Source organism: Telluria sp. RB2R28, assembly GCF_059685835.1.
Genome location: NZ_JCASIK010000001.1, coordinates 1416453 through 1441676, shown reverse-complemented (window position 1 = coordinate 1441676; position 25224 = coordinate 1416453). Strand labels below are relative to the sequence as shown.

General features: G+C 62.1%; 21 protein-coding genes and 2 pseudogenes. 13 read left to right on the top strand and 10 right to left on the bottom strand.

From position 1 onward, the window contains the following. The first annotated feature begins 13 nt into the window (after positions 1–13). The gene (locus AC56LV_RS06355) at positions 14–508 is read left to right on the top strand and encodes a MarR family winged helix-turn-helix transcriptional regulator (RefSeq protein ID WP_499556536.1); all 495 of its coding nucleotides are present in this window, start codon (positions 14–16) and stop codon (positions 506–508) included. Between the two features lie 28 nt (positions 509–536). Here AC56LV_RS06355 and zwf read toward each other — a convergent pair whose 3' ends face one another. The 5 genes from zwf to AC56LV_RS06330 form a co-directional block, all read right to left on the bottom strand. After that, a complete protein-coding gene (gene zwf, locus AC56LV_RS06350) occupies positions 537–2003 on the bottom strand; it encodes a glucose-6-phosphate dehydrogenase (protein WP_258834341.1) in 1467 nt (488 codons plus the stop codon). 357 nt (positions 2004–2360) lie between these two features. Then, positions 2361–5306: a TonB-dependent receptor gene (locus tag AC56LV_RS06345; RefSeq protein WP_499556535.1), complete on the bottom strand. Its 2946-nt coding sequence runs from the start codon at positions 5304–5306 to the stop codon at positions 2361–2363. Positions 5307–5463: 157 nt separating this feature from the next. Then, positions 5464–7311, bottom strand: coding sequence for a glycoside hydrolase family 28 protein (locus AC56LV_RS06340; protein WP_499556534.1), 1848 nt, complete (start codon positions 7309–7311; stop codon positions 5464–5466). A 2-nt stretch (positions 7312–7313) separates the two neighbouring features. Continuing rightward, positions 7314–8522, bottom strand: a complete 1209-nt coding sequence (locus AC56LV_RS06335; RefSeq protein ID WP_499556533.1) for a DUF4861 family protein — start codon at positions 8520–8522, stop codon at positions 7314–7316. 15 nt (positions 8523–8537) lie between these two features. Beyond that, positions 8538–9935, bottom strand: a complete 1398-nt coding sequence (locus tag AC56LV_RS06330; protein WP_499556532.1) for a glycoside hydrolase family 88/105 protein — start codon at positions 9933–9935, stop codon at positions 8538–8540. Between the two features lie 199 nt (positions 9936–10134). On the opposite strand from AC56LV_RS06330, the gene AC56LV_RS06325 reads away from it, so the two are divergent. The 3 genes from AC56LV_RS06325 to AC56LV_RS06315 all read left to right on the top strand — a co-directional run bounded on the left by AC56LV_RS06325 (position 10135) and on the right by AC56LV_RS06315 (position 12330). After that, positions 10135–10959: an NAD-dependent epimerase/dehydratase family protein gene (locus tag AC56LV_RS06325; protein ID WP_499556531.1), complete on the top strand. Its 825-nt coding sequence runs from the start codon at positions 10135–10137 to the stop codon at positions 10957–10959. Positions 10960–10976: 17 nt separating this feature from the next. Next, entirely contained in the window at positions 10977–11852 is an 876-nt protein-coding gene (locus AC56LV_RS06320; RefSeq protein ID WP_499556530.1) for an aldose 1-epimerase, read from the top strand. Between the two features lie 100 nt (positions 11853–11952). After that, complete coding sequence (locus AC56LV_RS06315; protein WP_499556529.1) at positions 11953–12330, top strand: hypothetical protein; 378 nt, start codon at positions 11953–11955, stop codon at positions 12328–12330. A 624-nt stretch (positions 12331–12954) separates the two neighbouring features. On the opposite strand, the pseudogene AC56LV_RS06310 reads toward AC56LV_RS06315, so the two are convergent. Together AC56LV_RS06310 and AC56LV_RS06305 are read right to left on the bottom strand one after the other, a co-directional pair. Then, positions 12955–14382, bottom strand: a pseudogene (locus AC56LV_RS06310) (IS1182 family transposase); the annotation flags it as partial. A gap of 563 nt (positions 14383–14945) precedes the next feature. After that, a complete protein-coding gene (locus AC56LV_RS06305; protein ID WP_499556528.1) occupies positions 14946–15116 on the bottom strand; it encodes a hypothetical protein in 171 nt (56 codons plus the stop codon). 338 nt (positions 15117–15454) lie between these two features. On the opposite strand from AC56LV_RS06305, the gene AC56LV_RS06300 reads away from it, so the two are divergent. Next, positions 15455–16027, top strand: a complete 573-nt coding sequence (locus tag AC56LV_RS06300; protein ID WP_499556527.1) for a porin family protein — start codon at positions 15455–15457, stop codon at positions 16025–16027. Positions 16028–16059: 32 nt separating this feature from the next. Here AC56LV_RS06300 and AC56LV_RS06295 read toward each other — a convergent pair whose 3' ends face one another. Both AC56LV_RS06295 and AC56LV_RS06290 read right to left on the bottom strand, forming a co-directional pair. Beyond that, on the bottom strand, positions 16060–16335 hold the full coding sequence (locus AC56LV_RS06295; RefSeq protein WP_499556526.1) for a hypothetical protein: 276 nt from the start codon (positions 16333–16335) through the stop codon (positions 16060–16062). Positions 16336–16370: 35 nt separating this feature from the next. Next, positions 16371–16709: pseudogene (locus AC56LV_RS06290) on the bottom strand (IS66 family transposase); the annotation flags it as partial. 105 nt (positions 16710–16814) lie between these two features. On the opposite strand from AC56LV_RS06290, the gene AC56LV_RS06285 reads away from it, so the two are divergent. The 4 genes from AC56LV_RS06285 (at position 16815) to AC56LV_RS06270 (ending at position 19132) form a co-directional block, all read left to right on the top strand. After that, positions 16815–17174, top strand: coding sequence for a hypothetical protein (locus AC56LV_RS06285; protein ID WP_499556525.1), 360 nt, complete (start codon positions 16815–16817; stop codon positions 17172–17174). A 481-nt stretch (positions 17175–17655) separates the two neighbouring features. Continuing rightward, positions 17656–18006, top strand: coding sequence for a DUF7677 family protein (locus AC56LV_RS06280; protein WP_499556524.1), 351 nt, complete (start codon positions 17656–17658; stop codon positions 18004–18006). Positions 18007–18176: 170 nt separating this feature from the next. After that, on the top strand, positions 18177–18719 hold the full coding sequence (locus AC56LV_RS06275) for a hypothetical protein (protein WP_499556523.1): 543 nt from the start codon (positions 18177–18179) through the stop codon (positions 18717–18719). Positions 18720–18838: 119 nt separating this feature from the next. Beyond that, positions 18839–19132: a DUF7684 family protein gene (locus tag AC56LV_RS06270; protein ID WP_499556522.1), complete on the top strand. Its 294-nt coding sequence runs from the start codon at positions 18839–18841 to the stop codon at positions 19130–19132. Between the two features lie 245 nt (positions 19133–19377). Here AC56LV_RS06270 and AC56LV_RS06265 read toward each other — a convergent pair whose 3' ends face one another. Then, on the bottom strand, positions 19378–20517 hold the full coding sequence (locus AC56LV_RS06265) for a GGDEF domain-containing protein (RefSeq protein WP_499556521.1): 1140 nt from the start codon (positions 20515–20517) through the stop codon (positions 19378–19380). A 235-nt stretch (positions 20518–20752) separates the two neighbouring features. On the opposite strand from AC56LV_RS06265, the gene AC56LV_RS06260 reads away from it, so the two are divergent. The 4 genes from AC56LV_RS06260 (at position 20753) to AC56LV_RS06245 (ending at position 25178) form a co-directional block, all read left to right on the top strand. After that, the gene (locus AC56LV_RS06260; RefSeq protein ID WP_499556520.1) at positions 20753–21082 is read left to right on the top strand and encodes a hypothetical protein; all 330 of its coding nucleotides are present in this window, start codon (positions 20753–20755) and stop codon (positions 21080–21082) included. 81 nt (positions 21083–21163) lie between these two features. Continuing rightward, entirely contained in the window at positions 21164–23152 is a 1989-nt protein-coding gene (locus AC56LV_RS06255; RefSeq protein WP_499556519.1) for a TonB-dependent receptor, read from the top strand. A gap of 369 nt (positions 23153–23521) precedes the next feature. After that, a complete protein-coding gene (locus tag AC56LV_RS06250; protein ID WP_499556518.1) occupies positions 23522–24760 on the top strand; it encodes a porin in 1239 nt (412 codons plus the stop codon). A 10-nt stretch (positions 24761–24770) separates the two neighbouring features. Then, positions 24771–25178, top strand: a complete 408-nt coding sequence (locus AC56LV_RS06245; protein ID WP_499556517.1) for a hypothetical protein — start codon at positions 24771–24773, stop codon at positions 25176–25178. Positions 25179–25224: the final 46 nt, after the last annotated feature.

Here is a 25224-nt window from a genome sequence, read left to right as displayed (position 1 = left end):
CTCCATCAATTAGTTGATAACGTCCACCATTATGCAAAAAGAAGTTGATAGAGTCAACCAAAAAGGCGGCGAAGATCCGCTCGAGGTCATGCACGCGATCGTGCACCTGTACCGTTCGCAGCAGATGCGCGGGCTGCGCAACGGCATACAGGCCGGCTCGCACGAACTGGCGCACATGGAAATCAAGGTGCTGCGGTTTTTCGGCCGTCATCCCGGCGCGACGCAGAGCGATCTGGTCACGCATTCGGGCCGCGACAAGGCGCAGGTTGCGCGCCTGATCAAGGGCTTGCGCGATGCGGGGATGCTCGATGCGACAGCCGACGAAGCCGATCGGCGCAGTACCCGGCTGACACTGAGCAGTGCAGGGCAGGCGGTGTGTGAGGAACTGCACCGGCAAAGCGGCGCATTGGGAAAGATTGCCCTGGCAGGGCTGAACACGGAGGAGCAGGCCCGCTTGATGGCGTTGCTGGCGCGCGTGCGCGCCAACCTGGAAACCGGCGCGGCCTGAGGCCGCGCCGGCAGGTCGGTCGGGTCGCTTACTCGACCCAGCCAAACCCGTCGCGCGCCAGCAGCGCGAACGATTCCGGCGGCCCCCACGAGCCGGCCGCATACGCATGCGGCTTTTCGCCAAGGGTCTCCCAGCCATTGATGATCGGCTCGACCCATTCCCACGCTGCTTCGAGTTCATCGCGGCGCATGAAGTGCGTCAGGCGACCGCGCACCACGTCGATCAACAGACGCTCGTAGGCTTCGGCGCGGCGCTGCGCGAATGCCGACTGCAGATCGAGGTTCAGCGCGACCTGCTGCATCAGCATGCCGCTGCCTGGCTGCTTGGCGAAGATCTGCAGCTTGATCGCTTCTTCGGGCTGCAGCTCGATGACGAGGCGATTGGCCACGCCGCCTGGCGTTTCAGGGAACAGCGGGAACGGCGGATTGGCGAACTCGATGACGATCTTCGACGAGCGGCGCGCCATGCGCTTGCCGGTGCGCAGATAGAACGGCACCTTCGACCAGCGCCAGGTATCGATGTGGGCACGCAGCGCGACGAAGGTCTCGGTGTGGCTGTCGGCCGGCACGTTGCTTTCTTCGTGATAGCCCTTGGCTTCCTGGTTGCCACTGACGCCACGCGAATACTGGCCACGCACGGTGTCGCGCGCGATATCGGCCAACCCCATGCGGCGCAGCGAGCGCAGCACCTTGAGCTTTTCGTCGCGCACGGCGTCGGGCGAGAGCGAGGTTGGCGGCTCCATCGCCACGATGCACAGCAGTTGCATCAGGTGGTTCTGCACCATGTCGCGCATCGCGCCGGCGCTGTCGTAGAAGCCTGCGCGGCTGCCCACGCCGACTTCTTCGGCCACTGTGATCTGCACGCTGGCGATGTTCGGCGCGCGCCACAGGGGTTCCAGGATCGAGTTCCCGAAGCGCAGCACCATCAGGTTCTGCACGGTCTCCTTGCCCAGGTAGTGGTCGATGCGGTAGATCTGGGACTCGGCGAAATGCTTGCCGACCGCCTCGTTGATCTCGACGGCCGAGGCCAGGTCGCGGCCCAGCGGTTTCTCGAGCACGACGCGTGCATTGGCGTCGACCAGGCCGGTGGCGGCCAGCTTGTCGCAGATCATCGTGAACAGCGATGGCGCCGTGGCGAGATAGAACACGCGCTGGGCACCATCGCGCGAGACGTCGCGCAGTGTGTCGAAGACCGGCGCCTCAGCGACGTCGACCTTCACGTAGACCAGCAGGTCCAGGAAGCCGGCCCAGCTTTTCTCGTTGAAGTTGTCGCCGCTGATGAACGAGCGCGAATGCTCTTCGATGAAGGCGAGATAGGCCGCGCGGTCATAGTCCTGGCGGCCGGTCGACAGGATGCGGGTCGATGCAGGCAGGTTGCCGTGCAGGTAGGCCATGTACAGGGCGGGCAGCAGCTTGCGCATGGCAAGGTCGCCCATCCCGCCGAAGATGGTCATGTCGAGGGGGAGGCCGTTATCAATCTCGGTCGAGGTGCTCATGGGTCTTTCGCTGGCAGGTTGGAGAAAATCGCGTGCGTCGCGGGCCGTAGATTGTAGCGTACCTGAGACCAGGAGATGCCCGGGGCGCCGCTACGGCATGCTGGACGCGTTCAACGTACGCGCGGCATGCCACGGTGCGACGTCGATTTGAACGCGTGGGCGGGAAACCCGCCCACGCTACGGTTCGATACATGAAAAGGCCCGCGCCGAAGGTCGATTCACCGGTAGGGTGGGCGGCTACGCCGCCCACGCGTTCAACGTAAGGTGGCGTGCAACGGTGCGACGTTGATTTGAACGGTTGAATGCATAAAAAAAGCCCGCGCAAGCGCGGGCCCAAGGACGCGAGGACGCGTTCGGTCAGAACTTGTAACGCAGCCCGAACAGATATTCGCGGCCCGTGACGTTGTTGACGACGACGCTGTTGCGCGCCCGGCTGATGAACTGGTCGCTTTCTTCGTTGGTCAGGTTGACGCCTTCAAGCGTGAACTCGAGCTTGTCGTTGACCTTGTACGAGAACGACAGGTCGACGTTGAGGGTTTCGTTCTTGCCTTCGACGTCGTTGTTGTTCTGGCCCGGCACGCGGGTCACGAAGCCCGAGCGCTGGGCGGCCGAGACGCGTGCACTGAACTTGCCATCGTCATAGAACAGCGTGGCGTTCCATGCTTTCGGCGACAGATTCAGCAGGTCGTCCGTGATGCGCGCGTCGCTGGTCGGCGAAACCAGGTATTCGATCTTCGACGAGACCCGGGTGTAGTTCAGCAGCGTGCCGAAGTTCTTGCCCCAGCCGGGCAGGAACGTGAACGGCTGCTGGTAGTTGATCTCGAAGCCTTTGAGCTTACCGCCGTCGGTGTTGACCGGGGTGGTCAGCGCAAACACTTCTTCACCCGTGAAGTTCGCCGGCAGCAGCGACAGCGGCAGGCCCGAATCGCGGAACGCCACGTTGGTGCGCAGGCTCTGGATGTAGGTGTCGATGTTCTTCTGGAACAGGCCCACGCCCACGAATGCCTTGTTCTTGAAGTAGTACTCGAAGCTCGTGTCGAAGGTCTTGGCGCGGAACGGCTTGAGGAACGGGTTGCCGGTGTTGATCGACAGATTGCCGGTGGTGGCGATGCTGCCACCCGGCGACAGGAAACCCAGTTGCGGGCGCGTCATGACCTTGGCGGCGCCGACGCGCACGATGAATTCGTCGGTGATGTTCGCAGCCAGGTTGAACGATGGCAGCGTGTCCTTGTAATCATGATCGACCGTGACGGCGGTGCCACCGCCGGCAGCCTGGTAGCCGGTCGTCGACAGGTCGGTCTTCACGTGGCGCACGCCGACGTTGCCGCGCACCGGGATATTCCACAGGTCGTAGCGGAATTCGCCCATCAGGTACAGGCCATCGCTTTTCTCGGTGACCGAGCGGTTGTTCCCGCGCGCATTGCCGTTCTCGATCGACGAGAGCCGGAAGTCGCCCGGGCCGCCGGCAGGGCCGCTCTTGATGCAGTTGCAGTAGATGTCATATGCAGCGGCGATCGCCTGCAGATTCGGCACGACCCAGCCGGTCGCGTTCCCCGCTGGCAGACCCAGGTTGCTGCCAAAGCCGGTCAGGTTGTTCGTCAGTCCGCTGGCGCCTGCTGGCGGCGCGAAGATCGTGTCGTTCTGGTTCACGCGGCGGAATTCGTAGGTGTCCGAGCTGTACTTCTTGCTGTTGACGCCGCCCTTGATCGTGAAGATGTCATTGGCTTCCCACGCCAGGTCGAACTGGCCGACGTTGTTGACGTTGTCGGTGCCTTGCGGGCGGGTACGGATCTCACTGGTGGTCGTGTTGGCGACCGTCGATGGCTGCGTGCCGCTGGCCACCTGCGGCACGCCGACCAGGCCAAGGCGGTTGCCCATCGGGTCGAATGGATAGCCGATGACCGGGCGGCGGTCGTCGTTGCGGAAGTCAAGCGTGTAGCCGTCGACGTTCAGCGCGTCGAGCGTGACCGTGGTCTGTACCGGATTGCGGAACTTCGAATTGGCGCGGCCATAGCGGGCGCTCATGCTCAGCGTGTCGGTGAGCTTGTGCTCGAGCGTCAGCGTCGGCTGCGTGAAGGTGGTCTTGAGTTCATCGAAGCGCTGCTCGGAGCGGATGTCGACGCCGTTGTACTTGCCGTACAGCAGAGCGCCGCTCGGCGCGTATTCGGCCTGCACCACGCTCATTTGCGGCTTGCCGCCCTGGCTGGCGCTGCGGCTGAACGAGGTCGCTTCCAGGAAGTCTTCCTGGCGCGTGGCGTCGAGCTTCGAGTACAGCATGTCGAAGGTGAGCAGGGTGCCGCGCTGCGGGCGCCATTGCACCGATGCGGTCAGGCCCAGGCGATCCTGGTCGTGGGTCAGGCGGCCATAACGTGGCAGGCGCGGATGGAAGTTGTTCGGGTTGCTGGCGGCGGCATAGGCGGCCTGGTTCTCCGGGGTGTTCGGCAGGCGCGCAACACCCTGCGCGGCCGGGCCGCAGGTGGTCGCGGTGGAATTGGTGGGGTTGGCGGCGGCGCCTTGCGGTGCGCACCAGCCGCCCGACGACGGGCCGTTATCCCAGCGCACGGTGCTGAAGCCGTCTTCCAGTACGCGGCGTTTCGAGAACGCGCCCGAGACCAGCACGCCGACCTTGCGGTCGAAGAACGTGTCCGAAATCATGAAGGCCGCGCGCGGATCGGTCTTCTCGGAGCCGTCGTTGTACTTGCCCTTGAGGGCGACCGTGGCATTGAAGCCTTTCAGGTCGAACGGGCGCAGCGTCTGCAGGTCGACGGTAGCGCCGAGCGAGCCTTCGTCGACGTCGGCCGACGAGCTCTTGCGCACCGTCAGGGCGCTGAACAGTTCAGAAGCAAACACGTTGAAGTCGAACCCGCGGCCACGGTTGGTGCCGCCCGAGCTGTCGGTGCCGCCCGTGGTGGCCAGGCCCTCGATACCATTGATGCGCACACGCGTAAAATCCTGGCCCAGACCGCGCACCGTGATCGAACGGCCTTCGCCGGCATCGCGGTCAATCACGACGCCCGGCACCCGCTGCAGCGACTCGGCCAGGTTCGTGTCGGGGAATTTGCCCATGTCTTCCGACTTGATGACGTCGACGATGCCGTTTTCCTGGCGCTTGGCGTTCAGGGCACTTTCGAGCGAGGCGCGCAGGCCCGTGACGACCACCGTTTGCGCTGCGCCTGTGCCCGTCGGTGACGCGGTCACTTCCTGCGCGAACGCGGGGCCCAGCGACATGGCGGATACCGAGGCCGTGCCGAGCAGGCACAAGGTGAGTTTGCGCAGCGATGCGCGGTGCGGGTGTTGGTTCATGCTGTCTCCATGCGTTTTTATCGGGGCGGACGCTGACGGGTCCACCGGCGCTGCATTTAATTATCTGGTCAGGCCAGTTTTTTGATTCTATGACACAACTTGTGCTTTTGGTCAGGCCAATTAAAAAATATTTTCATTTGGCCTGACCTGTTGCGAGTCAGGTCTTCTTGTTCAGAACCTGCTTGTAGCGCTTGACGCCGATGGTGACGTTGTCCAGCGTGATGTCCACGGCGTTGTGCACGAACCACGGTTGGGCGGTGTTGACGGGCGTACCGAAGTCCGAATCGCTGATGCGCACACGCGCGATTGGCGGTATCGCGGTGCCCGGCTTGCCATTGAAGCTCGAGGCCACGGGGCCGAGCAGCACGAACGCCTGGTAGCACGAGAATTGCCCCTTGCCCGTATCGACGTTCTTCGTGCGGACGTTGCGGATGTCGATGTCCGACACCTGCGGCGGGCGATTGCGCATCGTGTCGTCGCCCGGCACGTAATCGCAATCGATGGTGATGATGGCGCCGGCGCCAGAGGCGACCGGCTGCTTGATGTCGCGCGCGCCGGCCAGCGGCTTGTACAGGCCGGGTTCAAGCGCCACGCCATTGGGCAGCGTCACGTCGCGCACGTACAGGTGGCGCAGGAATCCGCCACGGTTCATGTTCGTCTTGAGCCGGATCGCCGTGTTCAGCGGATCGTCCTTCCAGTGCGTGTTACGAAAATCGAGCTGCTGCGCGTAGACGTGCTCGATCCCGCCGGCCATCTCGCTGCCGAGTGTGACGCCGCCATGGCCGCTGTTCATCACACAATTCTGGATGACGATATTGCGCGTCGGGCCATGCTGCGTATCGCTGTTCTTGCCGGCCTTGATCGCGATGCAGTCGTCGCCATTGTTGAACTGGCACGCGTCGACCAGCACGCCATCGCAGGCTTCCGGATCGAACCCGTCGCTGTTCGGGCCCAGGCTTTCCATGTTCACGCGGCGGATCAGCAGGTCCCGGCAATTGACCGGGTGGTGCAGCCAGAACGGCGCCGCATTCACCTGGTAACCCTGCAGCAGCACCTTGCTGCAGCCAATCAGCTCGATCATGCAGGGACGCAGAAAGTGGCCATGCCCGAACACGCGCCGTTCGACCGGCACGCCGGCCTCGGACAGCGCCGGCAGGTAGCGCGAGTCGGTCTGCCAGCGGTTTCCCTCGCCCTGGATGCTCGCCTGCAGCCCCGCGTCGATGCCAGGAACGGCGCGGTCGAGCGGTGCGTTGGCCGGGTTGGCGGCGACCTCGGTGCGCGTGCGTTTCGGTTCCCCCGGCTTGCTGCGGCCTTTCCAGTCCCACCAGCATTCGGCTTGCTGCGCGAAGCCCGGCTCGAACGGCACGCCGCCCTGGCCATTGAGGATGCTGGTCCAGTCCTCGCCGGTGAGGGCGATATTCTGCTGGTCGATCGCGTACACCATCGGCGAATAGTTCAGGCAATCGTTGCCCTGCCAGCGCGACAGCACCAGCTTGCCGTTGGCGCCGCAGTCGTGCGCGCCGTGGCGCGCGTAGTGAGCCGGATTGGCCGAAAAGTGCACCCGTGCGCCGGCAGCCAGGTGGACGTGCACGTTCGAACGCAGCACGATCGGTCCGGCGCAGTACCAGTCGCCTTTCGGAATCACGACGCGGCCGCCGCCCTTGGCGTGGCAGGCAGCGATGGCCGCTGCGATCGCCGGATAGCTGTCGGGCGACCCGGGCGCCGGCGTGTCAAGCACGCCATCGACGAGCGAAGCAACCTGGCCCCGCACCTGCACCATCGATGCCGGCTTGGCGCCATAGGTGGTGACGTCGAAGTCTTCCTTGCGAAACACCAGTGGCGTGGCGAAGCGGGCGATGATGTCGTTGGCGCGCCGCCACGGGTCAGGTGGTGTGGCAGCTTTACGGGCAGTGGCGGCGGGGGCAGCAGCGGTGACGCCGGAGAACAGCAGTGAGGCTGCCGGCACGGTGCGCAGCAGTGCGCGGCGTGTAGGTTGAAATGGCATGGTCAGTTTCCTTTGGTCGGTGCGATGGTCACGCGCACCGGGCTGGCGTCGCGTGCGGCGACGGCGGCCGCCTCGCGTTGCCACAGTTCGCGGCTGGTGATCTCGCCGGCGCGGCGCCAGGCGCCGCCGGCGTAGTAGCGCAGTGGCGTGCCCGGCGTGGCCTTGGCCACGATCAGCTCATTGAGCGCGTCCTGGGCGAAGCCTTCGGCCGCCGGCAGCACGACGGCCGTGCCGAAGGCGTCGTTGGTGTCTTGCTCGATCCACTGCAGCAGCACCTTGCCGTCGCGGGTGGTGGCGATTTTTGGGGACTGGCCCTTGTCGGCCGGCGTCTTGTTCAGACCCACGGCCACCGTCAGCGGGCCGTCGCCGCTGGCGGTAAAGGTGCTGTCGATGCGGTCGAACCATTGGCCGGCGTCGACCGTGAAGCGTTTGACTTCGCTGACCTGGCGCCCGTTCGCATCCCACGGTGCGTAGTGCAGTTCGAACACGGTGCGGATCGGGCCGTTGGCCAGGATCTTGAAGGTTGCGTAGTTCACGCCCGGGTACAAGGCCTCGCCGCTCCAGACGCCAATGCCACCGGCGCCGCGCGACTTGCCGACGTTGTACATGTCCATGCCTTCGCCCTGGTCCTTGTGATAGTGGTCGTGCCCCTTGTTGTACCAGCGGTCGACAATCGGATAATTGACGCGCTTGAACCAGATATCCAGGCCGCTCGTCACCAGGACTTCCTTGACGACACCGGGAGGCGCCGGCGCTGCCAGCGCCGGCCCGTAGGTGCGGTGGGCGATCTTGTCGTTCTCCCATGCGAAGTCGTCCAGCCGCTCGGGCACCTGGCGCGCGAAGGTCTTGACCGGGAACGGCGGCGCCACGCCGTCGATGCGCTCGATGGTAAAGCCCGCGCTTTTCTCGCCAGCCGCAAAGCTGTGCTGGAACAGCAGTTCTCCGTAAGCGACGCCTTCGTTCTTCGGGTCCTTTGCCTGCGGCGCGATATTCGTCACCTGGTGTGGCAGCACACGGCCACGCGCATCCTTCACCGCGATTTTCTGCACCATCGCGCCGGGCAGGGCAGCGTTGACATCCTTCCACGGGATCGAGATGGTTTCGGAAGGGCGGGCGATCGCCAGGTCCTGCTGGATGGTCACGCGGATGCCGTCCGCATGGGCGTGCGCCAGCGGCGCGGCCAAGATGGCGGCGAGTACGAGTCGGTTCATGATGTCACTCCAGGGTCAGTGGTGTTCGCGGTAGTCGGTCTGCCCACCCTTGGGCATGTAGTGGTAGGTACGCACCTTGTGCTGCACCTCGAACGCGGGGTTCGTCACCAGGCGGATGATCTCGGCGCCGGCCAGCAGCATCGGGCCATAGCCGTGCAGCGCATCCACGCTGGTCGGGCGGTTGTAGTAATAGACCATGTCGCCGGCCAGCGTCGTGCCAACGCACGTGCCTTCGACCTGGCCCAGCGCCGTGATGCGGGTCGACAGCGCATTCCAGCCGGTTTGCGCGATCGAGCCGTAGGTCGTCGGGCTGACCCAGCCCTCGTTGACGGCATGCGCGATCACATACGTGAAGATGGCGCTGGCGGACGTCTCGAGATACGAGTCGTTGCGGTCGATCATCTGGTGCCACAGGCCGCTGCCGCTTTGCAGTTCGGCGATGCCCTTGAGCGATGCGCGCAGCTGCGCGAGCACTTTCGGGTAGCCAGGATGGTCTTTCGGCAGCACATCGAGCAGGTCGGACATCGCCAGCACCGCCCAGCCATTGGCGCGTGCCCAGTAGAAGCGCGGTGCATCCGGGTGGTTCGCGTGCCAGCCGTGCGTGTACAGGCCAAGCTGCGGATTGAACATGCGGCTCGACATGCCCATCACGTTAGCGACTGCATCGTCGAAGTAGGCACGCTCGCCCGTCAGGCGGCCCATCTCGGCCAGCGCCGGGATACTCATGTACATGTCGTCGGCCCACAGCGAGACTTCCTGCGGGCGCTTGCGGGCCATCGTGCCGTCGTCCAGCCGGAACTGGCGCTTGGCGACCCAGTCGCTGCAGGTGTCGATCATGGACTTGAGATCCGGCCCGACCTTGGCGGCGCGCGCGCGCATCAGGGCCGCGCACATCGAGCCGGCGTCGTCGAGCGAGCGCGGATCGAGAAAGCGCGAGAAGCTGTTGGCACGTTCAAGCTTGAACTGCTGTTCCTGCGCGCGGAAATACGGTAGCGTCTCGGCAAAGAAAGCGAAGTGGCGCCTGGTCATCGCGGTAAAGCCCGGATCCTTGGTAACCTGGGCCGCCTTGAGCAGGCCCGAATGCACCACGCCCATCTCGTACACCTGGATGCCGTAGTCGCCGGCGCTCTTTTCGAAGATCGCGTCCGCACTCGGTTTTTTCAGGTCCGTGATCGGCTGGCCGGTGCGCTTGCTGACGATGCGGGTTGGCGTCGCGCGGTCCATGAAGGCACGGATGGCCTGCAGCTGGGCGGTGACCTCGGCCACCACCGGCTTTTTATAGGGGATCGGGTAGCTGCCTTCGCCAGCGTCGCCCAGGTTCGTGTTGTCGGTATTGCGATATTGACCCTGGGACAGCGCGGGTGAGGATACCAATGCGCAGCCCAGCAGGGCGGCAACGAAGTGCAGTTTCATTTGTCTCCAATCGGCATCGTGATATTCACTGTTGTATTACCTGTGTTCCGGAAGTGCAGGTAACGCTCTTTTGGTCGGCTCATTCTAATTTGGTCTGACCAAAATCGCAAGCTGGACTAGCCACTTTTCGATGTTGTATGGCATACTTTCCCCGAACAAGTTCGCGGCAGAATTTAATAGAACACATGAGGAGACGGGCATGACCCAAGCAGTACAGAAAGTCGGCAAACCATTCAAACGCATCCTGCTGACCGGCGCCGCTGGCGGCCTGGGCAAGGTGCTGCGCGATCGCATCAAGCCGTGGGCCGACGTGGTGCGGCTGTCGGATGTCGTCGATATGGGCGACGCCCGTGAAGGCGAAGAAATCGTCCAGTGCGACCTGGCCGACAAGGACGCGGTGATCAAGCTGCTCGAGGGGGTGGATGCGGTGCTGCACTTTGGGGGCGTGTCCACCGAAAAGCCGTTCGAGCCGATCATGCAGGCCAATATCCTGGGCGTGGCCAACCTGTACGAGGCGCTGCACAAGGCCGGCACCAAGCGCGTGATCTTCGCCAGCTCGAACCACGCCATTGGCTACCACCGCACGACGGAAGTGCTCGATGCGAATTCGCCGACGCGCCCGGACAGCTACTACGGTCTGTCGAAGGTGTTCGGCGAGCAGATGTCGCGCTATTACTATGACCGCTTCGGCATCGAGACCGTCTGCGTGCGGATCGGCTCGAGCTTCCCGGAGCCGGCCAACAAACGCATGATGAGTACCTATCTGTCGTATGACGACCTGACCGAACTGTTGCGCTGCGCGCTGTTCGCGCCGCGCGTGGGCCACACGATCGTCTACGGCATGTCGGACAACGACAGCGTCTGGTGGGACAACCGCCTGGTCGCGCACCTGGGCTTCAAGCCGAAGGACAGTTCGCGCACGTTCGCGCACCTGTTCCCGGATTCGGCCGAGTTCCCGGCGCCGGACGACGTGACGACGATCTACCAGGGCGGGAAATTCCTGCTCGACGGCCCGCAATACTGATGCCGGCGGCGCGCCCCATGCTGCAACTTCTCGTCCTGCGCAATCACAGTCTGGCGGCCGTCATCGTGCCGCAGATCGGCGGCGGCCTCGCGCGCCTGGACTGGTTGCGCGGCGCGCAACCGGTACCGCTGCTGCGCGGCTTGCCGCCCGACTTTATGGGCGTGCCGCAACCCGGCCAGCTGGCCTGCTTCCCGCTGGTGCCGTGGTCGAACCGGATCGCGCCAGCCGGCTTCGAATACGATGGCCAACGTTATGTGCCGACGCCGAACCGCCCGGGCGAGAAGGTCGCCATTCATGGCGATGGCTGGCAGCAGGCGTGGGATGTGCAGTCGCTGACGTTCGATTCGATCCTGCTGCGCCTGACGCGCCACGCGTTTGCGCCGCTCGCGTATGACGCCACGCTGCGCTACACGCTCGATGGGGACGCGCTGATCGTCGAACTCACGGTGCGCAATGCGGGCACCGTGGCGCTGCCATTCGGCCTTGGCCTGCACCCGTGGCTGCCCGATCCGGGCGGGGCGCAGCTGCAGGCGCGGGCCGATGCAGTCTGGTTGTCGGGCCCCGACAAGCTGCCGTCGAGCCGGCGCGCTGTGCCGCCTGCATGGGACTACCGCACGTTCGCGCCGCTGCCGAAGGAGGCCGTCGACAACGCCTTCGCCGGCTGGGACGGCGTGGCGCGTGTGCGCTGGCCGGGACGGGGCGTGGGTCTGTCCATCGAGGCGGCGATGGATTACTTCATCCTGTATGCGCCACCGGGCCGCGATTTCTTCTGCTTCGAGCCGGTCGATCATCCGATCAATGCCCACAATATGCCGGGCTATCCTGGCTTGACCGTCCTGGCGCCTGGCGCCAGTGTGAGCCGCTCGGTGATCTTCCGGGGCGAGTCGTTGTGACGCGCTGACTGCTGGCGATTGGGCTGCTGTTGCCGGTCGCCGGCGCCGCAACAGCGCTACCGTCCGGCGGGACAACGCCAGGAGCACGTACCGCAACATCGTGTTCGGCTATTTCGACATCCGGATTGCCAGCAGCATGGCGCCGGGCGCGGTCCGGGTGCGCGAGGACGTCGTCTACGCGGGCCGGGGCGAATTTTCGCGGGCGCTCGGGCTGCATTCTCCAGTGCCGCACAATCGACCGGCGCTACGGGTCGTGATGGTGCATGACGGCGTTTGTGGCCATGCGGCGGTCACGGTCAGCGATCGTGTGTCGCGCCAGGCGCGCTCGCTGGCAGCACTTGATGATGTCAAAGTGCGATTTCAGTGGTTGCGCGAGCATCCCGATGTTCATGGCATTCACTTGGCCGGATCGCTATCGCGGGCGGGCAGGTTGCAACGCTGGCCTGCATGGCGGGCAACGGCGCCGTGCAGGCAGTGATCAATATCGACCGCTGTCGGAATTCACGAGCGAGGAGACGCGGCGCCATGAGGAATATCTCGCGTAGAGACCGTCTGCCGCCTGCGCCTGGTTTGGCGGATGCTAAACCCGGCAGGCGGCGCCCCGGCATCATGCTTCGCCGATCAACCATGGGAGCAGGGCGAGTCTCCCGGTGTTTGTGCCGAGACGGTGGCGTTGTCCAGCACGCCGCATTCATTCTGGCTGTTCGGTCCGTGGTTGGCGGCGACAGTCGACGCGATGGCCGATTTTCTCGGGCGCATGGTTTGTGGGTCGCCTGACGAGTAATGTTGTACGCACCTGTGCAGTGTGTACAACGGTTGCTGGTCGGAGCGCAACTGATATGGACGAGCAATCAAGTCAAGCACAAAAACAATTATGTTTGACAAGTAATGTTGAGGCAGACATGCTCTGGGCAACTTCCGCTTTCGGCCCAGGCTGTGTAAAAACTTAGAAGCAGGCCTTGGCGGGAGAACTGTACCCGCCGATGCACGTGGTGCGGCGCTTTAAGGTACTCAGGGTGCAGTGCCGCGTTTTTGGGGGTACTGACCGGATCAGCAAGGTAATCGCTCCAAACACGCGCTGCAGGGTCGATAAAAAGGCATACGCCCTGATCGCCTCCATCATGCCGGCGACCCCCAGCAGCGACATTAACCGTTTGACGTTATAGGCGAGCACGTGCAGGCTCATTTCGGTCTTCACGCGCTCCAGTCCTTTTGTGAGGAAGTGCGTGGCCCCCATCCAGGACTTGATGGTCCCGAATGGATGCTCGACCGAGCAACGCCGGATCCGCATGGCATCCGGGCTCCGTTCAAGCTGCTCCTGCATGTTGTCGAGCACGTCCTGATGCTCCCAGCGCGTCACCCGGCGCTGCTGGCTAGGCGTGCACCTGTCCTTGAGCGGGCAGGTCTTGCAGTTCGAGCTCCAATATCGGTTGAGCGTCATGCCTTTTTCAACGCCGGCGAAACGCCAGATCAGTGCCTGACCCGCCGGGCAACGGTACTCGTTCTTCTCCCGGTCATAGACGAAGTCTGCCTTGTCGAATCTACCGTCGGACTTGGCGTTGGATGTCTTGGTTGCAGGCACCAGCACGGCAATGCCGGCTTGCTTGCACGCCAAAATTTCCTCGCCCTTGAAGTAGCCGCGATCAGCGATTGCGGTCAGCGACTCTGTCCCGATTGCAGTGCGAGCCTTCTTTGCCATTCCCGACAGCTGATCGCGGTCGTTGCCAATGTTGGTTACCTCGTGTTCGACGATCAAATGGTGCTTGGCGTCGACTGCGGTTTGCACGTTGTAGCCGACGATTCCTGAGCCCCGCGTCATCATGGAGCGGGCATCTGGATCGGTCAACGAGATCTGCGTTTCGCCAGTCGCCTCCAGCCTCGCTTCGATTTCCTTAAGCGCTGCCATCTGCGACTTCATCGCTTCGATCTTGTCATTTAGTCGAGCGCTGCGCGCTTGCTTTACCGCCGGCTCCTGCCTGTCAGCCGTGTCCAGTTCCGCCAGATAGCGGCCGATATTGGCCTCGATTTCTTCCATCCGGCGCTTGAGCTTGGCTTGGGTAAAGTTGCGGTCGCTGCTGTTGACTGCCTTGAACTTGCTGCCATCGATCGCCACAACTGCATCCGAGAACAGGTCCAGCTGCTGGCACAGCACAACAAACTGCCGGCACACATTGCGGATCGCCTTGCCATTATCTTTACGGAAATTCGAGATCGTTTTGAAGTCCGGCGTCAAGCGGTGCGTCAACCACATCAGCTCGACATTACGCTGCGCTTCGCGCTCGAGCCGACGGCTCGATTGGATGCGGTTGAGGTAGCCGTAAATGTAGAGCTTGAGAAGCACGGCGGGATGGTAAGCCGGCCGGCCCGTCTTTGCTGGTTGCACCCGCGTGAAGCCCAGGAGGCCAAGGTCAAGTTCGTCCACGAATACATCGACCACCCGCACTGGATTATCTTCGGCCACGTAGTCGTCCAAGAGTTCAGGCAACAGCGTGCCTTGGCCACGATCCTCGCCTTCAATAAAGCGCTTCATTTTGCATCCGTCTTGATGAGATACTGGCTTAACGTTTACCGAGCGACGTCCGTTTACACGACGCTACGTTTTTACACAGCCCTGGGTCGGAAGCAGACGGTGCGGCCTTTGTCGGTGGCGTTACATCGTTGTTAGGTCATGGACGCAGCGAGTCGCAGCTATTTCGATATCCCTACAGGTCAGTTGCAGCTGTTTGGGGGGAATTCGTCGCAGCGATTAGCAAAATCTGGTGCGCGCAGCCCGGTGACGCAGTACCTTTCGTCGCATCTGTTTCAGAAAGTCACAGGTACACTTTCGTATATAGATTGGCGTATCGAACGTAAGCAAATGACGCTGTTCCAACGAGCGCACAGCAACTGGCCACCCTTCACGGGTAGCTTTTCTTGATCCTCTCGAATAGCTCACGCAATTGGCGATATAGAAAAGCATGGCTACCTTGCCGCCCTGCTGGATCGGATTCGAATATGTGATGTTCGCTTCATGGCCCTTGCTGGTGCTGGTGGCGCCACCCTTGACGCCCAGGTCGAGCTGCCCGGCGGCGCCGCGCCAGCTGGCTTCCAGTCCTAGAAGGCGACGAGCGGGAGAGGCGTAACGCGGGTGCCTTCACCGGCGTAGACCGAATCCGGGACGGCAGCACCGACGCCAAGGCCCCAGCGCGGCGCCTGCTGCGCGCTGTCGCTGATGAAGGCTGTAAGGAAAGTAGCGAAGGTAACGTGGAAGATCCGTGATTTCATTGGGCGGCCTGTACGTTGGTCAATGCGCCACCCATTGTCGCGATGCGATTTCGCCCTTTTGTCGTAGTCCCTTTGTCGTTAGAGCCCGGTTTGCCAAGGCGATCTTGTATCCAGGCGTAACAAAATGCATATATTGCATCTCGCGCGAATTGTTCGCTTACTGCGCGCATCAGTACGGCAACGCCCGGATGTGCGACATGCCGCACGCCGACGGGCCATTGACCGGGGCGTTTCGTTACAAGTGCTTACGCATGCGCTGTTCGGACCAGGGCCGCCGCGATGTATCTTTTCGCTACGCAATTCATTGGGAACTGCGAACCAGACCAAGGAACAAGACCATGAACAAACTCCTGATCGCGCTCGCGGTCGGCTTGACCGCCATCACCTCCGCCCAAGCCCAGACCACGACCAATGGGCTCGGCCCCGACTGGGCCTCGCGCACCTACCTGGGCGTGGCAGTGGCGGGTGCCGAGAACCGCGCCGCAGATGACGACTGGAAGGCCGGCGGCAAGGTATTCGCAGGCTATAACGTCGACCAGAACTGGGCCCTGGAAGCCGGCTATACCCGCTTCGGCAACGAAGATGTCAATGTCCTCTCGACGTCAGGTTTCGGGCAGGGAGAAGTCAAGAGTTCCAGCAGCTATGTCGCTGCCAAGTATGCGGTGCCGCTGAACGAGCGCCTTTCGGCCTATGGCAAGCTGGGCGTGGCCCGTAACGAGCGCAAGGTCAACCTGCCGTCCAACGGCGCCAGCTATTCGGACAACGACAATGGCGTGTACGGCGCCGTCGGCCTGCAGTATGCGCTGGGCCAGAACCTGTCGCTGGTCGGCGAATATGAACGCTATGGCAAGCAGCCGGAGATCGGCGCCAAGGCCGACGTGGTGTCGGTCGGCCTGAAGGTCGGCTTCTAACAGGCCGAACCCCGCGCGGGTCAGCCGCTCGCTCAAGCGCGCGGCGTATTGCGTCCGCCCATCATGGTCGACAGCTCGACCTGGCCGGTGTGCCAGGCGAGTACCAGGTTCTGTTCGATCGTATCCAGGCTATCCAGCTGGTCATCGGCGAAGCCGCGCACGCCATATGCCCGGTTGCGGCCGTGCGACTTGGCCATGTAGAGCGCCATGTCGACCAGGTTCACCACGCGTTCCCACGTCAGGTGCTGCTTGCCGACCGCCAGCGGGAAGGGCGCATAGCCGATCGAGACATGGACGCTCAGGGCCATGCGTAAGCGTTCAGCCGCCCACCTTCACAGCCGAATCAAGCTAGCTCAGAGTCCGCAAATGGCAGCAGCGAATCGATCTTGCTGTTTCGGCAGGTCGGGAGTTTGTCGAAGGTGTTGGCTAGCCAGCGGGCTGGATCCAGTCCATTGAGCTTGGCCATCGCAAACAGGCTCTGGATGGCTGCGGCGCGGCGGCCAGCACGCTCCGAGTCGGCAAACAGCCAGTTTTTCTTGCCGATGGCGATTGGACGGATCGCGTTCTAGACTGAATTGTTGTCTATCGGGAGAGTGCCGGCGCTGGCGTAGCGCTGCAGAGCCGGCCAGCGCTTGAGGGCATGCTCGATGTCCTTGCCCATGCCGCTGCCGACGGCGACGCTGCCCGTCGTGACAGTCCGCGACCTTTTCGCCTTAGTGACCTGATATGCTCAGCTGAATGGCCGGGTTCGGCCAAAAGCGGACGAGATAACTGTGAAGGCAGTTAGATGCGCTACCTACTTGTCGATGGGATGTTATCTGGAATAGGTGTTCGCGACGCCACATGTGGCGGGTATGTCGATCTTGCCGAGTTAGGGGTATTGCCGAATGTCGTGCAGCTGATCACTGGTTGGTTAGCCCGTTACGAGACAGCACACTACCAGCAGTTTGACGATCCACGAGAGGTCCAAGCCCTTGATGAGATCGGGCTAGAGTTATGCGGCCGTCTCGCCCAGGAACTTCCGGGAAACAAGATCGGATACTTTTCTGCTGCTCGTATGGAAAAGCTGAAGTTCGCTAGGGTAGGTACCTGCCTGTCATTACAGTCAGTGGTTTTTCAAGCCAGGCGATCTGCTAAGCTGACGTGAACGGCCGGGTTCGGCCAGGAGCGGACGAAAGACAACCTTCAGGAATCCATGGGTTACCAACTCGTTTTACAGTTCAGAGGTCACGACTGTCTCGACTTCAATGCAGTGGGCAGCCTTGAGGACGAGTTATAGCAAATCGTTGAGCCAACAGTCGAGGTGGATGGACACGACATGGGCGGCGGGGACATGAACATCTTCATTCTTACTGCTGATCCAGTCGCAACCTTTGAGCGACTTAAGCCGCTACTTTCCGCTGCATCCCTGCTGAACAAAGTCAGCGTCGCTGATCGAGAACTAGGTTCCGATGACTTCACGTTTCTCTGGTCCACAAGCTCAACAGGCGCTTTGGTAGTTGCTTAGTCCTCTTTGGGTAGGGTGCGGTCCTTCGTGACAGTCCTCGATTTTTTAGGCTTGGCGACCTGATATGCTGAGCTCAACGGCCCGGTTCGGCTAACAGCAGACGCAGTAACTTGGAGACTCAATGGGAATTTTTTCGAACTCGAAAGACGCGGGCGGCCCGCCGCGGTACCCGAAAAAGTTAAGCTCCGGGTTTTCTGGAGCGCTACGGACGTTTAGCTTCTGGATTGCAAACGGAACTGTAGGGCTTCCCCTGCTTGAAGGGATAGACTACCGCCCGGAGCTGTTCGCGTCGCCTAGTGTGATGGAACAGGCTTATGCCATCTTTGCTAACGTTATTGAGCTGTCTAACGATGGGACACCAACAAACGAGAAACATGCTGAGCACCGAGCAGCGCAATACATACGCAGCTACTGCGATTCGACATACGTAGTCGAGCCACCTTTCGAAAATTGGGAGGTCGAACTGTTCTGATAAGGCAGTAGGGTGCGACAGAGTCCAAGCGTTGCAGCGGTCCTCTTCGGGTCGGTTCCTACCTCTCACGGCCAACGCTGGATTTTCAAGCTGGCAACCTGCTATGCTGCCCTAAATGGCCCGGTTCGGCCAGAAGCGGTCGTTTGAACTCGGTTCAGAACTCTTTAACTATGCGCACTCTCGTCCTTACCTGCGACCTCGATAAAGTCAGGATTGTTGATGAACCGACGTACACTTTTGGTTCCGTAGACAATGCCCGACGCTACAGATATGAGATACCTCTCGTGTCCGAGGAAAGGCCAACCTCGATTCATGGGGTCTTACTCAATGATGAGCCGATTGTTGTCTTTGGCGCCGGAGGCGGGTGCAGCACCGTGCACGAGCATTCTGGATTGGTACTGGACTCGAAGCTATATTTAGCGGTCGGCGATCGCATAGTCTGCTTCGTCCCGCTCGACCAGCGCCTTGCTTGGTCCTTACAGGTCGACTCTGCAACCTGCTTCGGCATCTACTACAACCCATGCCGGCACGCACTGGTTTCTCACGGTGAGTTGGAGATTACTCGAATTGATGAGGCTGGAGAAATCCTCTGGTCTAGTTCTGGTGCAGATATTTTTTTTGGAGGGTTCCGGCTAGAAGTTGAGTACATCTCTGCGGTCGACTTTGACGGCAGGGAATACCGCTTCAGCTATGAAATGGGATTATTAGTGTAAACGACCGCTGTGGGTCGATACCGGCCTATCGCGGCGACCGCTGAATTGCCGATCTGGGAGCCTGCTATGCTGAAACGAATAGCCGGATTCGGACAGAAGCAGACCGTTAAAAGGCAAGGATGACCTACCCTGGAAAAATCGTATTGGTGTCTGCGTCTGGATACAGGCCGGAGCGAGACAATGCATTTTTGCGTGACCTGCTTGCAGCTCGCATTGCGCTATTCTGTGCGGTTGGCGTCGACGCGGAGAAGTGGGAAGACGCTCTCGATTGGACGGGTATCGAAGAAGGCGAACTTGGCAGACACGTTATCGTCACGACATCGCATAAAGACGAATCTCTTGCCGAAGTTGTCGCATTCGCCGAGGGCTTCGAAACGCAAGTGCCTCATCCTGTCCAAGTCGTTTATCGCTAACCCGCCACCTTCAATAAAGAGCCGCTCCGGGTCGTATTGCACCTGTCGCGCCAGCAGCGGACCGGTCCTGCAGCAGCACGCAGAGCAGTCCCGGCGACCCGGTTCAGCCATCGGCAATCACGAGTTATCGCACAAAACTGGTGTGCATTCGCTAGCAGTTATTCTTGCGCTGTAAGGTCACGACGGCCTGACTGCCCGCACTGGCCATCAGCTGCCCAGTGCCGCATGCCGCCAAGCCTGCGCCCTTACGCCAACTCGCTGCGATCGCGACCGGCCGCCTTTGCGCGGTAGAGGGCAGTATCAGCGCGCGCCATCAGGGCTTCCAGGCTCTCGTCTGGGGTCTGTTGGCTGGCGATGCCGATGCTGACCGTGTAGTCTGGCACGTCGCCGCGCGCCGCAAACAGCGACGCCTGGATGCGTTGCGCCATCGCCTTCGCCCGCTCGGGCGTGGTTCCCGATAGCAGCACGATGAATTCCTCACCGCCGAAGCGCGCCACGTGGTCGATCTCGCGCAGGGCCGAGATGGTGGTGCGCGCCGCGTGCACCAGTACCTGGTCACCGACTGCGTGACCGTGCTGGTCGTTGATGGCCTTGAAGTAGTCGAGGTCGATGCTCAGTAGGGAGAATGGCGCGCCGTGGCGTTTCATGCGCGCGGCCTCGCGGCGGTAGGCGGCGGCGAAACCGCGTCGGTTCAGCACCCCGGTCAGCGGGTCCGTGCAGGAACGGTGCTCCATCACGACCTGCAGGCGCCGGGTGGCGACGGTCATGAAACCGACTGCCATCATCAGCGTCATGAAGTTGGTGCTCAACAGAAAAATGCCCTGTACCGCGCTGTTGCTGGCGTTGCTGGTGCCAACCGCGCCATTGAGCGCCGCGGCCAACCTCAATAGCAGCACCAGTGACTGCACCAGCAACAGGGAGCCGAAGAACCAGCTGGAGAAGTGGCGTTCACCATGGCGCACCAGCAGCACCAGTTGCGCCGCGTAGAACGACAGCGTCAACAATGAAAAAACCGCTACCCGCAACGCGTAGTCCTGGATGATCACATACCAGCCGACCAGACAGACCATGCCGGCCACCCACGTCAGCGCCAGCCACCACCAGCCTGGCTTGCGGCCATAGAATAACTGGGTGCCAATCAGCATCAGCCCGGCGGCGCCCAGCATGGTGCTATTGGCCACGAACAGCAACAGCCCTTCCGGGATCAGTGGGGCCGCGCAGAATAGCACCCCGCTGGCCGTCAGCGACAACATGCCGAGCGCCTGATGGCCCAATCCCCGCACTTCGGCAGGGAAGCTACGGTACGCGGAAAACAACACGACGGTCATCGCCGCCGCCATCATGGTCGACGTGAGAATGACGGTGGCAGGATCGAGCAGTGGCACAGTGGTAAATCGGGAGAGGTGGTGATCCGCGAGGATACCAGCAACCTCTACCGTGCCGTAAGGACAGTCGCTTTTCCGGTCGTTTCTCCACAACACTGCTGGTTTTGCCCCTGTGTATAGGGCGCTCACTACCGCCACGCCGGTTCAGTGCAACTAAATTGCAATTGCTGATGGGTTGCTGTCGCAATCGGCTCCCATCACGTAGAATGCGCCGGTCAACCGCCATTCGCCGCGCATGCCACGCTCCATTCTTCATTGCCTGCTATCGCTGTTATTGCTCGTCTCGCAGCAGATGGCGCTGGCGCACGGGCTGTCGCACTGGCATAGCGCGCAACAACGCCAGGTTGTGCAGCAGGCGGGCGGCCAGCCGGACGCACCCGCGCTGCAGGAATTCTGCGCCGAATGCGCGGCCGGCGCCCAACTGGATGTTGCGCTGCCGCTGCCGCAATATATTGGCCATCTACCGCAAGCGGCTATGGCCGGCCCACTGGCGCTGGGCCCCGAATGCGCGCGCGTGCAGCCGGTACGCGCGTGCCTCCCACGCGGCCCCCCTCGGGCGAACTGATTCGATCCGCAGTCATCGATGCATTGCCGCGGCGCCGCCGTGGCAGTGCCGTTCGCACCCATTTTGCTCGAGGTTATATTCATGAATATTCAACGTACGCTGCTCGCCAGCGCCATCCTGCTCGCCTGGAATCTGCCCGCCCACGCCCAATCGGCACTCGGGGGCGACACCCCGCAGGTGATCGTCACCGCGTCGCCGTTCCGTAACGGCGAAAACGACCAGATCCTGACCCCGGCGAAAGTACTCGCCGGGGACGAATTGCGCGACAAGGCGGGCAGTTCGCTCGGCGAGACGCTGTCGCAGGAGCTGGGCGTGTCCGCCTCGGCCTTCGGCGCCGGCGCATCACGTCCCATCATTCGCGGCCTGGAAGGATCGCGCATAAAAATGCTGGAAAACGGCATGTCCGTGTCCGACGTGTCGGGCTTGTCGAACGATCACGCGGTATCGGCCGAAGGCGCAGTCGCGCGCCAGATCGAAATCCTGCGCGGCCCGGCTGCCTTGCTGTACGGCTCTGGCGCGATCGGTGGCCTGGTCAACATCGTCAACGAGCGCATTCCGACCCACCTCGAAGCCACGCCGACCGGCCAGGTCGAAACCCGCTACAGCACCGGTGACAACGGCAAGAATGTGTCTGGCACCGCGGACGCTGCCAGCGGCAAGATCGCCCTGCACGTCGACGGCAACTGGCGCGATACCGACGACTACCGTATCCCGGATCGCCGGGTCCTGCAGGACCCCGACTCGGCGATGCGCCGCCTGCCGCACTCGGACACGCGTGAAAAGAACCTTGGCGCCGGTGCCTCGTGGGTCGACGACTGGGGCTACGCCGGCGTGTCGGCGTCGCACCTGAGCAACCTGTACGGTATTCCGAGCGACGAAGGTTCGCGCATCGACCAGAAGCAGGATCGCTACGACTTCGACAGCATGCTCAGGCAGCCGTTGCGCGGCGTCGAATCGCTGCGTTTCAAGGCTGGCTATACCGACTACGAGCACGCCGAGCTGGGCGAGGACGGTCCCGAGGTGATCTTCAATAACCGCTCGCTGGAAACGCGGCTGGAACTCACGCACGAGGCCATTGCCGGTCTGCGCGGCACGGTGGGCGCCCAGACCGAGAATACGCACTTCTCGGCACTTAGCGCTGAAGGTGGGCCGGACACGGTGCCCCTGACGCACTCGAAGACGACGGCCTTGTTCATGGTGGAAGAGGGCAATGCCGGCCCGCTGCGCCTGAGCGCCGGCGCTCGCTACGAAAACGTCAAGCGCGAACCGGTGAGCGGCAGGCAGCGCACCTTCGACCTCGGTTCCGGTTCGATCGGCGCGGCCTGGCCGTTCATGCCGGGCTACAGCGTCGGAGCGACGCTGTCCTATGCGCAGCGTGCACCTGCAATCGAAGAGCTGTACTCGGCCGGGCCGCACGACGCGACCGCCACGTTCGACATCGGCAATCCTGACTTCGACAAGGAAACCTCGCGCAATATCGAACTGACGCTGCAAAAGAACACAGGCCTGGTGCGCTGGAAAACCAACCTGTTCCGCAACAACATCGACAACTACATTTTCGGACGCATTGGCAGCGATCTGGTCGACGAGGAAGGCAATCCGGGTGATGAATTGCGCACCCGGACCTTCGAGCAGCGTCGTGCCCGCATTCACGGTGCGGAAGCCGAGCTGACCTACAACCAGACCGGCGCCGGCTGGTCGGGCCGGCTGTTCGGCGATATGTCGCGCGGCGAACTCGGCGATGGTGGGGGCAACCTGCCGCTGCAGCCGGCGGACCGCATTGGCGCCAGCGTCGGTTACCGCGAGGGCGCGTGGCGTGGCGGCCTTTCACTGGTGCATGCGCGCGGCCAGGATCGCCTCGCCGCCAACGAACTGCAGGACACGCCGGCCTACAACCAGCTTGACGCCAACTTGTCTTACACGCAGCGCGTGCAGGGCGTCGACCTGACCTGGTTCGCACTGGCGAAAAATCTGCTGAATGACGATATCCGCTTGTCCACTTCGGTGCTCAAGGATATCGCGCCGCTTCCTGGCAGGCGTCTCGTGGTGGGGGTCAGAACGAAGTTCTGACAGACTGTCAGTACACGGCGGTGCCGGCCGCGCGCGATCCGTCGCGGTCCGGCGCCACGGTCGTTCGACCGCTACAGGCCGCCCCGACTGGCGGCCTGCACGCCAGGGACATGCATTGCGGCTAATGCGGGCGGCACATAATCGGGGGCACCCACCGGGTGCAACGGTTGAAGTAAGAGGATTGCAATAATGCGTTAGAAGTTCACAACAAAATCACACATATCGAACAAGAAAAGTGACTTTCTGTGAATTTTCATTGCTGCAACAGTTTCCTCATGGATACAATTGCTTCAGCAAATGCGATGCGGCGCAGGCCATGTCGCCGTTTTTGCATTCAATAATCTACTTCACTGCAATCCCCAGGAATTTATGAAAACACGTAACATCGTGGTGGCACTCGCTTTGCCATTCGCCGTCGCATCTGCCTTCGCCCAGGACAGTAACGCTGTTCGTATCAGCGGTTTCGGCACCGGTGCCCTCACGTTCTCCGACACCGACCAGGCCGAGTTCGCACGTTCGAACCAGTCGTCGGGTGTCAAGAAGGATCCGCGCACCGGCGTCGATTCGAATCTCGGCCTGCAGGCCGACTACACCGTCAACTCGTGGTTGTCGGTCACCGGCCAGGGCCTGGTGCGCAAGGACGGCGAAGACAGCTTCGGCGCCGAACTGTCGTGGGCCTTCGTCAAGGCCAAGCTGTCGGACAACCTGAGCGTGCGCGTTGGCCGCATGGCCATGCCAGCGTTCATGATCTCGGAATACCGCAACGTCGGCTATGCCAACACCTTCCTGCGTCCACCGCAGGAACTGTATTCGCAGATGCCAATCAATAACATCGACGGCGCCGACGTCACCTGGCAACAGCAGTATGGCGACACGACCGTCACGGCGCTGGCTGCCTATGGCCGCAGCGACTTCAAGACCTCGGGTGGCCCTACCGCCGAATCCCGCGACCAGTACGCGCTGAACCTGACGGCCGAACATGGCCCGTTCATCGTGCGCGTGGGCCGTAGCGGCACCAAGCTGTCGTCGGAAAGCGCGCAACTGGACGCCGCCGTGATCACGTTCAAGAACACTGCTGCCGCGTTCAATGTCCCGCAAGTGGCGGACATGGGCGAGCTGCTCAACACCAAGGACCGCAAGTACACGTTCACGTCGGCTGGCCTGTCCATGGACTGGAACAATATCGTCGTGCTGACCGAATACGCCAAGCGCAAGATGCCGGATTCGTTCCTGGGTTCGTCCAAGTCGTTTTACGTGATGGGCGGTTACCGCTTCGGGAAATTCCTGCCGTACTACACCCGCGCCAAGATCATGTCGAAGGGTGTGACCAACACCATTCCTGCGAACTGCCCAGCAGGTGCCTCGTTCGCATGCGCGCCAACGCTGGCGGCGCTGTCGGGCCTGATGAACACGCTGACCACGGCCATTGATGGCACGAGCCAGACCACCGACAGCATCGGTGTGCGCTGGGACTTCACGACCTCGGCCGCGCTGAAGGTCCAGGTCGATCGCATCAAGCCACAAGGCAACGGCCAGTTCATCAACGTCCAGCCTGGCTTCAAGGGCCCGGTGACCGTCGGCGCCGTCGCGCTTGACTTCGTGTTCTAAGGATTTACCAATGAATCAATTGTTCAAAGCAAGCATGGCCCTGAGCGTCCTGTTGCTCGCGCTGCCAGCCGCTGCTGAAGTCGTCGTCGTCGTCAATGCGAAAGCCGCCGAATCGTCGCTGACCAAGGACCAGGTGTCCCAGTTCTTCCTGGGTAAATCGACCGCCATGACTCCGGTCGACCAGGCAGAAAACGCGCCGGCGCGCGCCGAGTTCTACAAGAAGGTCACGGACAAGGATCCGTCGCAGATCAAGGCCCTGTGGTCGAAGCTGGTCTTTACCGGCAAGGCCACGATGCCGAAGGAAGTCGGCGACAACGCCGGCGTCAAGAAAGCCGTTGCAGCCGACCCGAAAGCGATCGGCTATATCGACAAGAGCGCGGTCGACGCGTCGGTCAAAGTGGTCTATTCCGGTTCCTGATCATTTATCGGTACCCCGCCGCGCGTGCGGCGGGTTTTGACTTCAG